Source organism: Arthrobacter roseus, from assembly GCF_016907875.1.
GTDB classification, from domain to species: Bacteria; Actinomycetota; Actinomycetes; order Actinomycetales; family Micrococcaceae; genus Arthrobacter_J; species Arthrobacter_J roseus.
Genome location: NZ_JAFBCU010000001.1, coordinates 102,553 through 117,962 on the forward strand (window position 1 = coordinate 102,553; position 15,410 = coordinate 117,962).

General features: G+C 61.7%; 10 protein-coding genes. 6 read left to right on the forward strand and 4 right to left on the reverse strand.

What is annotated here, in order from left to right; genetic code table 11:
• Positions 1-48: 48 nt before the first annotated feature.
• From JOE65_RS00530 to JOE65_RS00545, 4 genes are all read right to left on the reverse strand, one after another.
• On the reverse strand, positions 49-762 hold the full coding sequence (locus JOE65_RS00530) for an ABC transporter ATP-binding protein (protein ID WP_205161415.1): 714 nt from the start codon (positions 760-762) through the stop codon (positions 49-51).
• The gene (locus JOE65_RS00535; RefSeq protein WP_205161416.1) at positions 759-2,546 is read right to left on the reverse strand and encodes a branched-chain amino acid ABC transporter ATP-binding protein/permease; all 1,788 of its coding nucleotides are present in this window, start codon (positions 2,544-2,546) and stop codon (positions 759-761) included. The genes JOE65_RS00530 and JOE65_RS00535 overlap by 4 nt, the downstream gene beginning before the upstream one ends.
• A 4-nt stretch (positions 2,547-2,550) precedes the next feature.
• Positions 2,551-3,426 (reverse strand): branched-chain amino acid ABC transporter permease, encoded by an 876-nt coding sequence (locus JOE65_RS00540; protein WP_205161417.1) that lies wholly within the window; start codon positions 3,424-3,426, stop codon positions 2,551-2,553.
• An 87-nt stretch (positions 3,427-3,513) separates the two neighbouring features.
• Positions 3,514-4,689, reverse strand: coding sequence for an ABC transporter substrate-binding protein (locus JOE65_RS00545; protein WP_239536565.1), 1,176 nt, complete (start codon positions 4,687-4,689; stop codon positions 3,514-3,516).
• A gap of 247 nt (positions 4,690-4,936) precedes the next feature.
• On the opposite strand from JOE65_RS00545, the gene JOE65_RS00550 reads away from it, so the two are divergent.
• The 6 genes from JOE65_RS00550 to JOE65_RS15385 all read left to right on the forward strand — a co-directional run bounded on the left by JOE65_RS00550 (position 4,937) and on the right by JOE65_RS15385 (position 15,378).
• The gene (locus JOE65_RS00550; protein WP_205161419.1) at positions 4,937-7,339 is read left to right on the forward strand and encodes an McrB family protein; all 2,403 of its coding nucleotides are present in this window, start codon (positions 4,937-4,939) and stop codon (positions 7,337-7,339) included.
• Positions 7,323-8,510: an McrC family protein gene (locus tag JOE65_RS00555; protein ID WP_205161420.1), complete on the forward strand. Its 1,188-nt coding sequence runs from the start codon at positions 7,323-7,325 to the stop codon at positions 8,508-8,510. Before JOE65_RS00550 ends, JOE65_RS00555 begins: the two co-directional genes overlap by 17 nt.
• Before the next feature lie 152 nt (positions 8,511-8,662).
• Complete coding sequence (locus JOE65_RS00560) at positions 8,663-10,105, forward strand: DUF3375 domain-containing protein (RefSeq protein ID WP_205161421.1); 1,443 nt, start codon at positions 8,663-8,665, stop codon at positions 10,103-10,105.
• The gene (locus JOE65_RS00565) at positions 10,102-10,761 is read left to right on the forward strand and encodes a DUF4194 domain-containing protein (RefSeq protein WP_205161422.1); all 660 of its coding nucleotides are present in this window, start codon (positions 10,102-10,104) and stop codon (positions 10,759-10,761) included. The genes JOE65_RS00560 and JOE65_RS00565 overlap by 4 nt, the downstream gene beginning before the upstream one ends.
• Positions 10,758-14,150: an ATP-binding protein gene (locus JOE65_RS00570; protein ID WP_205161423.1), complete on the forward strand. Its 3,393-nt coding sequence runs from the start codon at positions 10,758-10,760 to the stop codon at positions 14,148-14,150. Before JOE65_RS00565 ends, JOE65_RS00570 begins: the two co-directional genes overlap by 4 nt.
• Complete coding sequence (locus tag JOE65_RS15385) at positions 14,140-15,378, forward strand: Wadjet anti-phage system protein JetD domain-containing protein (RefSeq protein ID WP_205161424.1); 1,239 nt, start codon at positions 14,140-14,142, stop codon at positions 15,376-15,378. The genes JOE65_RS00570 and JOE65_RS15385 overlap by 11 nt, the downstream gene beginning before the upstream one ends.
• Positions 15,379-15,410: the final 32 nt, after the last annotated feature.

A 15,410-nucleotide genomic window follows, 5' to 3' on the forward strand; every position in this document is an offset into this window, starting at 1 on the left:
ACAACTTCGTGATCCTCAACAGCGACGACGTGATTACCCGCAAGTGAGCTAGTTCAAGCCGAGGTACGCCTCAATGACCTTCTCATCCGCGAGCAGCTCCTGTGCCGGCCCAGAGTGCGAAATCTCGCCGGTCTCCATGACGTAGCCGAAGTCCGCTGCGGCCAGAGCCCGACGGGCGTTCTGCTCCACGAGCACCACCGTGGTCCCGTTACTGCGGATCTCCTCAATCACGGCAAAGATGTCATCGACGATCTTCGGCGCCAGGCCCATCGACGGCTCATCGAGCAGCAGCACCTCAGGCTCGGCAATCAACGCCCGGGCAATGGCTAGCATCTGTTGCTCGCCGCCAGAAAGAGCACCAGCCTGCAACTTTTGCCGCTCGCTCAGAACCGGGAAGCGTTCATACATTCGGTCGATATTGCGGTTCAGCGTGCTGCCTCGGTGCCACCCACCAAGGCTGAGGTTTTCCGCAACGGTCAGAGTACCCAGGATCTCGCGGCCCTCGGGCACCTGAACCAGGCCGGCTTTCACCAGACGGTGCGAGGGCCAGCGGGTGACGTCCTCGCCCTTGAACCGGATCACGCCCTTGCGCGGGCGAAGCATGCCGGAGACCGCGTTCAGCACGGAGGTTTTACCCGCGCCGTTAGCGCCGACCATGGTGACCAGAGATCCGGCCTGGACCTCAAAGGAGACGTTGCGAACGGCGTCGACCCGGCCGTAACTGATCTGCAGCCCTTCGGCGCTGAGAATTGGCGTACTCATCGAGTGCCCTCCGGTCCAGCCGTATCGGCTCGTTGATTAGTACTCTCCGGATGCTCCGCGGCGTCGGCTAGTTCCTCCACCACGCGAGAGCTGAGCCCGTCGTCGCCGTCGCCGTCGTCATCCGCAGCGGAACCAAGGTACGCCTCCAACACCTGTGGATTACGGGCGATCTCCGCCGGTTCACCAACCGCGATCACCTCGCCAAAGTTCAATACAGTGATCCGGTCGCAGGTCTGAAGCATCATCCGCACATTGTGTTCAATCACCAGCACGGCAATTCCGTCCGCCGCGAGGGAGCGGATGAGCTCCGAAAGCCCGGCCGCCTCCACATGGTTCATGCCAGCAGCTGGCTCATCGAGGATGAGCACCGTGGGATGCGATGCGAGCGCACGAGCGATTTCTAGGCGCCGCTGATCTCCATAGGAGAGGTCGCCGGCAGCCGCTGCCGCTTTCTCGCCAAGTCCCACCCGGACCAGCTGAGCAGAGGCCATGGCCAGTGCTGCTTGCTCATCCCGACGCGCCGACGGCAGGAAAATCAGCCGTCGCAGGAGCGTGTCCTTGCCAATTCGGTAGCCGCCCACCAGAACGTTTTCCAGGGCTGAAAGCCGATTGAAGAGCTTGATCTGCTGGAAGGTGCGCGCAATGCCGGCCTTGGCTAGGCTGTGCGGTTTGGTGCGGCTGGTCAGCTCGATACCGAGCACGGTGCCAGTACCGTTGGACGGCTGGGTCAGTCCCGTCACCATGTTAACCAGGGTGGTTTTGCCAGCACCATTGGGACCGATCAGCCCGAGGACTTCGCCCGTTTTGAGCTCTAGGTCCACTCCACGAACAGCATGAACGCCACCGTAGGACTTGCCCAGCGCGTTCAGCCGAACAACCTCGGTGCCTGTGTCCGGCAGCGCAGCCAGTTTCGGAAGTAGCTCCGAAACGGTGAGAAGCTTTCGGGCCGACTTGCGCCTTGGGACCAGGCTGGAAAGCCCGCCGGGCAGAAAGAGGATCACCAGTAGTAGCAGCACGCCAGAGATCATTGGACGGATCCAACCGGCGTCGACACCAAGGGTGCGCTGCAGTTCCGGCAGCACGGACAGGAACACCGCGCCGAGCGCCGGACCAATGAACAAGGTCACGCCGCCGACTACGGCGGTCACCAGGCCATCGACGGCGGCGGTGAAGGAGAAATCGTTGGGGTCGGCGAACCGGGTGAAGTGCACAAACAGCACGCCATACAGACCCGAGATAGCGCCCGCAATAACAAAAGAGGCCATCCGGTACCGGGCAACATTGATCCCCATGGAACCGGCGGCGAGTTCGTCTTCGCGGATGGCATCAAAAGCGCGGCCCAGCCTGGATCCGGCCAAACGCCAGAACCAGTAGGCAACCACCACCACTGCGGTCCACGCGATCACGGGCCCAACGAGCTTCGGAAAAGACATTCCCTGTGCGCCGTTGGTCCAGGTCTGATTGATCAGGAAGATTCGAGCCATTTCCGCGAAGGCCAGCGTGGCAATGGCCAGGAAGACTCCGCGCAGCCGGATCACTGGCAGCCCAAGGATGAAGGCGGCGATCATGCCAATACACATGCCGAAGACGATGCCGACGAGCAGCGGTGGGATGAAGCCAAACAGGGGCTCTTCTGGAATTACCAGTGCGGCGGTGAAAACTGCCAAAGAGGCCAGTCCTACCTGGGCCAGGCTCAATTGCCCGGCGAGCAGGACGGCGTAGAAGCTGTAGGCCAAAATCGCCGTGAGGGCGATGATGGTGATCAGAGCGGAGTATTCAGACATGGCCTTAGACCTCCCGAGTCTTACGGGCGCCGAAGAGTCCCTGAGGTCGCAGAATCAAAATCAGAAACAGCAAGCCGAACGCCACCATGTCCCGCCAGGACGAACCGACGTAGTTGACGGCATAAACTTCCGCCAGGCCCAGTATCAAACCGCCTACCAGCGCACCGGGCAGCGAACCCATGCCGCCAACAATAATGACCGCCAGCGCCTTGAGCTCCACCGAGTGGCCCAAGCCCAACGAGGCGGCGTTGACATTGAGGGTGAACAGCACACCGGCGACTGCGCCGAGGGCAGACGAGATGGCAAAAGTGGCCGTGGTAATCCGGTTGACATTCAATCCCAGCACCGAGGCCGCATGTGGGTTCTCCGCGATAGTTCGCATGCCCCGGCCGAGCTTGGACTTCGCCACCATCCAGGTCAGGATCAGCATGAGCGAGATGCTGATAGCAAGGATCACTACCTGAAGCAGGGAAACAGTTGCTCCCAGGAACTCAAACCGGGTGTCGGGGAACGAGTCCGGCGGAAACCTCCGCGTATCTGGGCCGTACCGTGCTTGGAGCAGGGCCAGGATAATCGCACCAAAGGCTATCGAGGAGATGAGCCCGGCAAAATGAGCGTCATGGCGCTTGGCCAACGGCCGAAAGGCTATGCGCTCAATGAGTACACCCAGGATCGCTCCGGCCACCATCACCACGGGAATGGCCAGCCAGATGGAAAGCCCTAGGTTGGTCACCACTTCAATACCGATGAGAGCCCCGGCTGAGAACACTGCAGCGTGGGCCAGGTTCAGCCGGTCCAATACGCCGAATACCAAGGTGAAACCAATGGCGAAAAGGGCATAGATCGAGCCGAGAAATATGCCGTCCATTAACTGCTGCATGATGGGTCCTTAACCTCGACCGGGCGCCGGCCGTTATCGGCGCGGCGCACGGCCTATTTCCGGATGCTGAGCCTCCGGATGCGGGATTTACTTCAGAATGGTGAACTTGCCGTCTTCTACGACCTGCACGAGCGCCTCGTGCTCCGCGTCGCGGTTTTCGTCGATGCTGACTTCACCCAGGACTGTCGGAACATTCTCGATCTCGCCGAGATTGGTCTTGATATCATCACGCTCACCGGAGCAACCAGCGCGGACGGCCTGGTCGATAACCTGCATGCCTGCATAAGACTGTGCGGCAAACTGGTCCGGCTGGGTGTCGTATGCGGCCTCGTAGTCCTTTAGGAACGCAACGTTCTGATCGTTATCAGAAGCAGAGTTCCAGGCAGCGCCAACGATGACGCCTTCTGCGGCGTCGCCGGCGCCTTCGAGCAGGGCCGGTGAATTGAAGCCATTACCGCCGACGATGGGCAAGTCAATGCCAATCTCGCGCGCCTGAGTGACCAGCGGGATCGCGGCCTCGAGCAGCCCGGAGACCACAATGGCATCCGCATCGGTGCCCTTGACCTTGTCTAGCAGCGCGTGGAAGTCAGTGTCGCCCTTGGAGAAGGTCAGTGTTTCGACAACTTCGACGTCGTTCTCCTCCAGCGCGGCCGCGAAGGCCTGGTAGCCGGATTCGGTGAACGCATCGTCATTGCTGTACATCACAACGACCTTTTCCAGGTCAAGACTGTCCTTGGCTGCTGCGACGGTCTGCGGAATGACGGCTTCCTCGGTGAGTGAGACACGGAAGATGTAATCACCGATCTCGGTGATGCCGCCGGCGGTGTTGGAGACACCAAGTACTGGTACCCCACTCTCCTGCGCGACCGGGTTGGTCTGTTTGGCGGTATTGGACAGCGTTGGGCCAACGATAACGCTGGCGCCGTCGTTGACGAAGTTCTCGAAGACCTGGATAGCCTGCTGCGGATCGGTCTGGTCATCTTCAACGGTGAGCTCGTAGGTGACCCCGCCGGCCTCATTGAGGTTCTTCACGGCCAGCTCAAGGGCGTTTTTTTGTCCGGCGCCGTACTGCGCGGCAGCACCTGTGAGGCTGAACGCCGCGGCAACAGGGATGGGGCTCTCGATGGTGCATTCGGCTCCGGTTCCCGAGCCGGTCAGCGAGGCGCCGTCGGCTTTATCCGACGATGAGGAGCCGCCGCAACCGGTCAGAGCCAGCAACAGCACTGATCCACCGGCCGCCGCCGAAAGTAGTTTGTTTCCCAATTGAATTCTCCTCATATAAGCACAAGTGTGTCCGCGCTTCTGCTGCGCATATGGAGTTACCGGTGGGCAGGATGTATCCCCACGAAGGTAGGAAAAAGATTCCCTCCAGTTCCCCCACGAACTAGCGCAAATTTACCACAGTGTGGTCCACCTCACTCTGTTATGACGCGCATGTTGAGCGAGGCCGGCGCGCTCTCTAGACTGCGCAAACTCTTGAACTGTCACACTGTGATGTCAGAATGCAAGCATGACTAATCGCCATGGGGAAGTGAATGGACTCAGCCGGGCCGTCCAGCCGTCGGCCCAACCGATGTACGAAGCAGCGGCCCGCTGGAGGGACGAATGTCTCGTTGGTGACCGAAGCCTGTTCGGCGGAGTGGAAATGAACGGGGTTGCTTCGGCACGGCAACTCTCCGACGGCTTCATGGATCAGGTAGATACTGGCAGCGGGTCATTCATCACTAAGCTGCGATCTCAACTGTCCGACGTCGGGCCGGAGGCTGTGCAGATGGCGGCGGAACTGCTGTTCATGCATTTCTTGGTCATGAGCACAACGGCCATGTCGGGCGAGAAAAAACGCGAGCAAGTCAACCAGGTAGTCGCCATCCGCGATGAAGGTACATTTCGCATCCCAGATGAACTCGAACCGGCACTCTTTGGCGGCGCCGCTAATCCGGGCACTGCATACAGTGCCATGCGGTGGAAAATGTTCGGCTATCTCATCAGGGTGGTCATCCACTTCAAAAACATGCAACCGGATGAACGGAAGGGCGCCGTCGCCGGGCTTAGCTCGTTCAGGCGTGCCACAGCTGAAATTGACGTGCAGTCGGTATGGAGCCAACAACTCGCCCTCGAACATCTACTCTTCCCCGACGAGGCGCCGGCCGTCGTTAGCCGAGAAGACCGCGACGCGATCATGTCAGCTCTGGCCGCCGATCCGAGTGACCTAGATTTCGAGAAACTGGTTGCCACGCTCGAACCCAACGTGGAATACGGCGGTCGTCGCTCTGTGGAGCTGTACCGCACGCCGTATACACAGCGTTGGCAGGGAGCCAGCGAGAAGCTGCAGACTTATGCCGACTGGGCACGGCTCGTTTTCGAACATGACGACTTCGCCGCGTCGGAAATGGATTGGAAGTACGAACGAGCCGAAGAGATTGCGACGGCGTCGCGGGCAATTCTTGACGGCGAAGATCCGCAGCCGCACGTGAAGCACATCTTCCGAGTGGCTGATCTTGTCGACTATCGGGTGGCAATCAGGTTTATCGACTGGGTGATCGAGGCCCCACAACGTTTTCGAGAAGCGCTGTCCGCATTGCACGCCGCACCGGGACCGGCGGGAATTGATGCGTTCCTGCACCAGATACCGGCCACCGAATTTTCAGGCCCTGGTGCACGTTTGAGCGTCGCTTCCCTACTTCTCTTCGCCGTAGACCCTAAAAACCTTCCGCCGTGGCGGGAGGAACCGGCCAAAACAACGTCTCGCTTGACTGGCGGATACAGGTCACAGCAAAGTGCGACAAGCGGCGAGCAATACCTCGACTTCTTGGAACGGCTCGACGCCGTTATCGGCGTGCTGGCTCAAACTGGTGGCCCAGTCATCAACAGGCTCGAAGCCCAGGGAGTGGCCTGGATCATTGCCAAGACCAACGACATGCCCGGCCAATCTGAAGACGTAGTGCGGGCCTTCGTTCAGTGGCGTGACGGGAAGGGGACAACAGAGCCGAAATCCACGGACTCGATCTCAACGGCCACGCAGGAAGCCAGCGATGGCATTGCGCCAGCCGTCTCAGACACGAGGACAGTCGAGGACCTGGCCAGGGAACTATATTTCGATGACGCCGGTGCTAGCTGGCTGCAGGAAACCGTTGAACTACTGCAGCGCAAGGGGCAGATCATCCTCCAAGGGCCGCCCGGAACAGGAAAGACTCATATCGCGCGGGAACTCGCCCGGTTCATTGGCGGCGCCGACGACGTTGTGCTCACGCAGTTTCATCCCGGAACGACGTATGAGGACTTCATACAAGGGCTGCGGCCGGATCCAAATAACCCGACCGCTTTCACGTTAGTGGACGGCCCTTTCCTCAAGGCGGCTCGCGATGCAGAACAGCACCCGGAGAAAACCGTCGTCGTCATCATCGACGAGATCAATCGCGGCAACATCCCTGCTGTATTCGGCGAACTCTACTTCCTGCTCGAATACCGCGATCAGGACATCACGCTCAACTACGGCGGCACGTTCAGTCTGCCTAAAAATTTGCTGGTCATCGGAACCATGAATACGGCGGATCGATCCATTACGGCTCTTGACGCTGCCTTGCGGAGACGCTTCTTCATCCTGGATCTCCGCCCGGGGGAAGTTCCGGTCGACGGCATGTTGCGCATGTATCTTCACGCTGAGGGCGGACAAGCGTGGTTCGCAGATCTGCTCGATTCAGCAAACAGCCTGATCAAAGACCGGGATCAGCACATCGGTCCAACGCACCTCATGGTGGGGAACGAGACTGATGCCCGCCGCTCCTGGGCCCACTCAGTACTTCCCACCCTGCAGGAGCTCTATTACAACAATCCGGACAGGTGGGCCGCCTTCGACTTCGACGCATTGAAGAGCAGTGTTCGCGGGATTGCGTCCGATGCTGCAACTGACTGAATGGCGCCGCTCGGAGTCGCTGGCACTGACCCATTCGGAACGACGGGCCCTCGAGGGGCACTTTGATGCCCACGTCGAATCCACCGGTGATCCCACACTGATGTCTGTCACTCCTGGCAGCATTATCGGCTCGCTGTCGGTGGCTGGCAGAACGATTACGGTAGCGCCAAAGATCCCGATAGACCGGGTCCTATTCATGACCGCTTTTACTGCGGATCCATACCGGTGGCAGGAGGAAACTGCCTCTCTGGGGCACACCGATGACCTAGTACTGGGGCTGGCGCGGCTATTCATTCGCAGTTGCGACGGCGTCGTGGCACGCGGACTCCTCCGTGCTTACCGCCAGCAACATGCTGATCTCCCGTATGTGCGCGGTCGGATTGAGTGGCAACGTCAGATGAGACGGGTCCTGCCCGTGCCGCTCGCCCTGACGTTTCGGGTTCACGACGACAATGTTGTCGAGAATCAGATTGTGAGGACGTCCCTCGCAATACTGCGCCGGCTGATTCAAGTGTCACCGGAAGCGGAGGACGCGCTCATGGGCCTGAACCGGATGTGGAAACAGTTCAGAGAATTTGACGAACTCCGAGATCCGTTGGCGGCGCTGAACCGACTTTCGTGGACGCGGCACAACGAACATTACCGGCCCCTCCTGGACCTCTGTCGCGTGGTGCTCGAGAACGAAATGGCTGAGCTCGAGGCCGGGACCGTGCCAGTCACCGGATTCACCCTGAACATGCCGGACCTTTTCGAGCGGTTCGTCCGCAGCGCCTTGGAACACTTCTCGGGGTATTCGATGGCCACTCCCGACGGCCGTACTCTCACACTTGATCCGGTCGGTCGCATAGATCTTCATCCTGACTTGGCTACGCGGACGGAACGCGGCTGGATATTTGTCGGAGACGTGAAATACAAGCGGGACGGCGGCCGAGGCAAGAATGCTGACTTGTATCAACTACTCGCCTACGCAACTGCCGCCGAGCTCAGCGAGGCGACGCTCATCTACGCAGACGGTCCGCTGGACGCCACACAGCACCTCGTGAAGCACTCTGGTGTGACATTGCACGTACTCCGGTTGGACCTCCGAGAGCGGCCCAAACAAGTACTGTCACAGCTGGCCAATATCGCAAAGCTCGTTCAGGCAGAACCGGCTAGAGCAACGATCTCTTAACCGGATGTCCGCGCGCACCTCAGAGCAGGAAACTTATAGGAAGCTCCTGAAGATATAAGGCAACAGCGGTTGGATTTATAAGTTCGACCTGATTCAAAAGGGCGACGTACCATTGGCAAAAGCCCAAAACGCAACCCGGGAGAGGGGGCTGGATGGACTTCTACGCAATCAGCTCTCTGCGGGATAATCACGCAGCGTGGTCCCTCCTGCGCGCTCAGAATGCCCCGCTGGCCCTGTCCTTCTTCATGACGGCGTTCACGGGCCCCAACCAGCGCAACATCGCCCGCCAGCAGCTCATTGACACGCTCGACGACGTCCTGTTTGGCCTGCGCGAATCCGAGGGCGAGGACAGTTTCCCCAAAGCAGCCGCCGAGTATCTGGACGACTGGGCTGCACCCGAACGTGCTTGGCTGCGCAAGTACTACGTTCCGGACCAGGACGAACCACGCTACGATCTCACAGCCGCAGCGGAGGACGTCATCCGCTGGGTGGAGGGCCTCCAGGGCCGTGACTTCGTGGCCACGCAGTCACGGCTGACCAGCATTTTCGCGGTCCTGAAGCAGCTGGTCCAGCAATCGGAATCGGACCCAGAGGTTCGATTGGCCGAACTGCGGTACCAACGCGACGGGATCGACGCCGAGATGCAGCGCATCCGCGACGGCCACGTCCGGGTCATGAGCGCCCCGGAAGCCAGAGACCACTTCCAGCAACTGACGGCGCTGGCCAGCAACCTGCTCGGAGACTTCCGCGAGGTGGAGCAGAACTTTCGCAAACTGGACCGCGCGGTTCGAGAAAAGATCACCACGTGGGACGGCAGCCAGGGCGATCTCCTGGCAACCATCTTCGCCAACCAGCAGGACATCAGCAGCTCCACCCAGGGCCGCACGTTCCAGGGGTTCTGGGACTACCTCATGTCACCGCAGCTGCGAAGCGAGCTGCAGGACCTACTCACCCGGGCCACTCGCATTGAAGCGCTCTCGAAAGAGCCCAACCTCCACGCCGTCGCCACCCTCCACCAGGACTGGCTCCCCGCCGTCGAACAGACCCAGAACACCGTCCGCCAGCTCTCGCAGCAGATGCGCAGGCTGCTCGATGACAAGGTGTTCCTGGAGAACAAACGCGTGATGCAGTTAATCCGCAGCATCGAATCCGGCGCCCTCGGCACCCGTGGCCAGCCGCCGTCGGGCATGTTCATGAACATCGCCACGCCAAGTGTGGACGTCGCACTACCCTTTGAGCGTCCACTCTATGAACCGAGCAGGCGCGTGCTGGTGGACGATGACATCATGACCGCCGACGACGCCGACGTGGACGCGGATGCGCTGTTCAACCAGTTCCACGTGGATACGCAGCGGCTGAGGGCCAACATCGTGACCGTGCTGGAAAATACGGAACAGGCGTCGCTTGTCGACATCACCGATGCCTACCCGCTCTCACAGGGGTTGGCCGAAATTGTGGCCTACTACCAGCTAGCTACCGAGTCTGCCTGGGCTTCCATCGATCCGGACTCCAGCCAACAGTTATCGTGGACGTTGCCGGACGGCAGCATCCGGGAAGCGAGACTTGAGAAAATCATCTTTGTGAGGCCAGCATGAGCGCAGACACCGAAACGCCCCAAAGCACCGCCAACCGGACACCCGAGGAACTTCCCGGCGTCGTCACCCGACTGTTCAAGGGTGTGCTGTACGCCGAAGCGGACGAGAAGATCTGGCAGTCGCTGCTGGGCCTGACCTCGCAGGTTCGGGACTACGTTGCCGTGCTGGGGCTGGACCTCATCCTTGACGAGCCCGAAGGTTACGCGTTCCTGCGCTCGCGGGATGACCCGGATGCCACGCTGCCCCGGCTGATCCCCCGCCGCCAGCTGACCTTCAACGTCAGCCTGCTCCTGGCGCTGCTGCGCGGACGCATGCTGGAGTTCGATACCAACAGCGGCGAACTGCGTCTGATCATGACGGAGCAGGACATCGCGGATATGGTCTCGGTGTTCCTGCCCGAGTCCAGCAACGAGGCCCGGGTCCTGGACCGGCTCAACACTGATATCAAGAAGGTGGTGGACCTTGGCTTCCTGCGCAAGCTCCGCGGCCAGCCCGGCACCTACGAGGTCATGCGAATCCTCAAGGCCTTCGTGGACGCCCAGTGGCTGGAAGAGTTCGACGCGCGGCTGACGGACTATCGTGCGTCGCTTGAGGGCGTCGCCCCTTCAGCACCAGAGACGGAACCGGCACCGGAACCAAGGGAGAATTCAGCGTGAGCGCTGATCTGCAAGACAGCCTGTTCAGCCTGGAGCAGGAATCGGACGACGGCGGTATGCCGCCGGGATTCCGGCTGCGGCGCCTTGAATTGCTCAACTGGGGAACCTTCCATGAGGGCGTGCGCACCTTCCGGCTCGACGGCGACAACAGCCTGCTCACCGGCGACATCGGCTCCGGTAAATCCACGGTAGTGGATGCCATCACCACTCTGTTGCTGCCCGCACACCGGATTGACTACAACAAGGCCGCCGGCGCGCAGAAGAAGGAACGCACGCTGATGTCCTACGTGCGGGGCTTCCACAAGAGCACCCGCAGTACCGGCGGCGAACACTCCAAACCGGTGGCCCTACGCAAGACCGGCACGCTCACAGTGGTGCTCGGCGTCTTCCACAACGAGCAGCTGAACAAGTCCGTGACGCTGGCCATCACGCTCTGGGCCACCCAGGAGGCGGGTCAACCCAACCGTTTCTACTCGCTCGCAGAGACGGAGCAGTCCGTCGCGGAGGACTTCGCGAATTTCGGCCAGGAACCGGCGAAGCTGAAGAAGAAACTCCGCGCCGCCGGCGTGAGCGTCCACGACTCCTTCGACCCCTACGCGGCCGCCTTCAAGCGACAGTTCGGGATCAGCGGGAACCAGGCGATGGAGCTGTTTCACCGCACGGTGTCGATGAAGCAGGTGGAGAACATTACCTCCTTTGTCCGAACCAACATGCTGGAGGAGGACGACGCCGTCAAGCGGGTGGGCAACCTGATCCACCACTTCGAGAACCTGAAGAAGGCGCATGAGGCCGTGCTGCGCGCCAAGGACCAGATCAGCCTCCTGACGCCGATCCATGACGGCTCCGCCCAGCACGCAAAACTTGCCCGCGAGGACGAGGACGCTCGGGCACAGCGGGATGCGCTGCATCCGTGGTTCACAGACCGGCAGCTGACCTTGAGCCGCGAACATCAGACGGAGCTGGAACACACCGGCATCCGGTTGCAGGAGGACAGCCGCGCACTGTCGGCGGACATTTCCCACCGGCGCCATGAACTCTCCACCATTCGCGAGGACATCCGCACCAACGGCGGCGGCCGTCTCGCCGCCATCGACGCTGAAATCTCCACGCTCAACGGAACGTTGGAGCGGCAGCGGGCACGATTCGAGGCCTATGCCTCCGCCGCAACCGATCTGGGCCTGCAGGTTCCCCAGGACCGCGTGCTCTTCGACCGGAACCGTGCCCGGCTGGCGGAGGTGGACTCCGAACTGCAGACTCACTCCAGCGAGCTCCAGGACCGCCGAACAGCGCTGACCGTGGAACGGGCAGGCCTTGACGAGCGATTGAAGGAAATCCGAGCTGAGCTCACAAGCCTCTCCGCCCGCCCCACCCTCCTGCCGCGCCCGCAATTGGAGCTCCGCCGTCGACTGTGTGAAGGGACCGGCATTGCCGAATCCGCCCTCCCCTATGCTGGCGAATTATTGCGCGTGCGCGACGGCGAGGGCCTCTGGGAGGGTGCGGCGGAACGCACTCTGCACGGTTTCGCGCTCTCCCTGTTGGTGCCCGAAGAGCACTACGCTGCCGTCAGTGCCTGGGTGGACAGCAACAATGTGCGCGGCCGGCTGGTCTACCGTCGCGTGGGTGGCGAGTACTCGCCGAAAACGGCGGAACAGGGAACACTCGCCGCGAAGATCGTTGTGAAGCAGGGCACCCCCCTCCGCGACTTCCTGCTGGATGAACTGGCCAGCCGATACGACTACGTCTGCTGCGAGCACCTCGCGGACTTCCGCCGTTACCCCAAGGCGCTGAGCGTCCGCGGACAGCTCAAGGGCGGGCGCGGCCGGCACGAGAAGGACGACCGTCGGGACATTTCAGACCGACGAAACTATGTGCTCGGCTGGGATAATCAAGCCAAAATCGCCCGGTTTCTGAATGAGCAGGAGGAACTGCAGGGCCAGCTGCGCAGCACGGAGGCGCACGTAACCACGGTGGACGACGGGCTGGGCAAGCTCGGCCGGCAACACCAGCAGCTGGGCACGGTGGCGTCGGTGGCTGATTTTACCGAGATCGGCTGGCAGCTGACCGTCCGCCGGGTTGAAGAGCTGCGGCAGGAGCGGGAAGGACTCGAATCGGCCAGCGATATTCTGACCCAGCTGACTGCCCGCGAGGCCGAAGTGACGGCCCAGTTGACGCGGCTTGAGGAGAAGGACCGTAAGCTCAGCGAGCGCTTGGGCGGCAATGACAATGCGTCGAAGGCAATCGCCGAGACCATTGAGGAGTGCCAGAGAATTCTGGCCGAGACCCCATTGACGGAGAACGACGGCGTCCTGGCCGCCGTCGCCCGGCTCACCGCTGACACGCTTGGCGAGAAGACACTCACGTACAAGAACACAGCGAGCATGGAGAGTTCGGTGCGGACAACGCTCACCAATCGAGTTGACGCGCTGACGAAGCGGATCGCCACCGTTGCCGCATCCACCGTCCGGCAGATGGCTGATTTCCGCAACAAGTACCCGAATGAGACCACGGAGATGGACGCTGCTCTGGAGTCCGCCGTCGAATTCAACCGGCTATTGGAAGACCTGGTGAGCAACGGGCTGCCGCGATTTGAGGCGCGTTTCAAGGAATCACTGAACCAGAACACCATCCATGAGGTGGTGGCGTTCAATGCCTTCCTGGACAACCGGGCGCAGGACATCCGCAGCCGCATCAAGGAGATCAACCTGTCCCTGGCTGGCATCGAGTACAACCGCGGACGGCACATCCAGCTGGAGCCGCAGAACAGCACGGACCTAGAGGTGCGGCAGTTTGGCAGCGACTTGCGGGCCTGCTCCGAGGGCAGCCTGGGCGATACAGACCAGTACTCGGAGCAGAAGTACCTGCAGGTGGAGCGGCTCATCGAGCGGTTCCGCGGCCGCGAGGGCTATACAGCTCTGGACGACCGGTGGACGGCCAAGGTCACGGACGTGCGCAACTGGTTCACCTTCTCCGCCTCGGAGAAATGGACTGAAACCGGTGAGGAGTACGAACACTTCACGGATTCGGGCGGGAAGTCTGGCGGCCAGAAGGAGAAATTGGCGTACACCATCCTCGCGGCGGCGCTGGCGTTCCAGTTCGGCTTGGGAACGGGTTCGACGGCGGGGCGCAAGGGTGCCGGGCGGAGCTTCCGCTTTGTGGTCATTGACGAGGCGTTCGGCCGCGGGTCGGACGAGTCCGCGCGTTACGGCCTGGAACTCTTCCAACGAATGAAACTACAACTGCTGATCGTCACGCCGCTGCAGAAAATTCATGTGATTGAGCCGTTCGTGTCCCATGTGGGATTTGTGGCCAACCCGCAGGGCGACGATTCGCAGCTGCGCAACATGAGCATCCAGGAATACCGGGACGAGCGGGACCAGCGTGCCGGCTGAGGCTTCCCGTTGGACGGGCGTCGCCGAGCTACGGTCCGCCTCACGCACTGCCTGGAACCGTGGTGTCCTGCTGCGCGAACTGCTGGAGCCCACGGGAGCCTACCCCCGTCGTCGTCCGTTGAAGAAGCCCACCGCGGCACAGCTGCGGACAGACTATGCGGCCGCGCACGAGTGGGTTGGCGAGCTATTCCGTGCAGCCGGCGATTTCGTGCTGGAGACGGTGGAGGTGGGGCGCACCACGATCGGGGCCAATGAGGTGCCGGCGGCTGCCATCTTCGCCTCGGCCCGGGATGAGATTGCCTTCGCGGGAAAGACCAGGGACTCGCTGCGGTTTCTGTCACTGGCTGATCAATTGGCCGCACTGGATCCACGGCTGCGCGGGTGGGCGCTGAAACGTCCGCTGGAACTGCTGGAGCTGGGCGAGAATGCGCTGACGGCTGGGCGGGTGGCGCTTTGGCTGCGGGAGAACCCGTCGCCGGAGGTGTACGTGCGGCAGCTGAGTCTGCCCGGCGTGCACACGAAGTTCGTGGAGACGCATCGGCGGGTCATTGACGCGATGATTGCTGTGCTGGGGGCTGAATCGGACGACGTCGGCCCTGCCGGCTCCGCTGCGGACGTGCCCGATCCGGTGCTCGGCACTGCCCGTACCGCCGCCGCACGGTTCGCGGAGCGCCACGGGTTCCTGCACCCGCCTGAACGCGTACGTTTCCGGGTGCTGGACCCAGAGCTTTCGATACTGGGATCCGTCCGGGACCTTGCGGTGACGGCAGAGGCGTTCAGCACACTCGAGCTCCCGATTGACCGGGTGGTGGTGACGGAGAATCTCGTGAACTTCCTGGCCCTGCCGGAATGCCCTCGTACTCTGGCGCTCTTTGGCGGGGGCTACGGGTTTTCCGCCCTGCGCGACGCCGGCTGGCTGCGAAAATGCGCGGTGCATTACTGGGGCGATCTGGACACGCACGGCTTCCAGATCCTGGACCAACTGCGTGCAGTCCATCCGCACGTGTCCAGTCTGCTTATGGACGAGGCGACGCTGCTGGCGCACCGTGAGATCTGGGGCGCCGAGCCCTCTCCCTCCCGAGCCACGTTGACCCGGCTGACGGACGCGGAGGCTGCGGTGTATCGCGGACTACGTGAGGATGCGTATGGCCCAGCCCTTCGCCTGGAACAGGAGCTGATCCGGTGGGACTGGGCGCTGGAGCGACTGAACCTATCACTCGGCGACTGATGCAAGGCTAGTGCTAGGCTGCCGCCCGCCAC

What these genes read in the sequence shown, in the direction of transcription:
- JOE65_RS00530 (WP_205161415.1), bottom strand. Translation starts at nt 762, where the DNA reads ATGAGTACGCCAATTCTCAGCGCCGAAGGGCTGCAGATCAGTTACGGC.
- JOE65_RS00535 (WP_205161416.1), bottom strand. Translation starts at nt 2,546, where the DNA reads ATGTCTGAATACTCCGCTCTGATCACCATCATCGCCCTCACGGCGATT.
- JOE65_RS00540 (WP_205161417.1), bottom strand. Translation starts at nt 3,426, where the DNA reads ATGCAGCAGTTAATGGACGGCATATTTCTCGGCTCGATCTATGCCCTT.
- JOE65_RS00550 (WP_205161419.1), top strand. Translation starts at nt 4,937, where the DNA reads ATGACTAATCGCCATGGGGAAGTGAATGGACTCAGCCGGGCCGTCCAG.
- JOE65_RS00555 (WP_205161420.1), top strand. Translation starts at nt 7,323, where the DNA reads ATGCTGCAACTGACTGAATGGCGCCGCTCGGAGTCGCTGGCACTGACC.
- JOE65_RS00560 (WP_205161421.1), top strand. Translation starts at nt 8,663, where the DNA reads ATGGACTTCTACGCAATCAGCTCTCTGCGGGATAATCACGCAGCGTGG.
- JOE65_RS00565 (WP_205161422.1), top strand. Translation starts at nt 10,102, where the DNA reads ATGAGCGCAGACACCGAAACGCCCCAAAGCACCGCCAACCGGACACCC.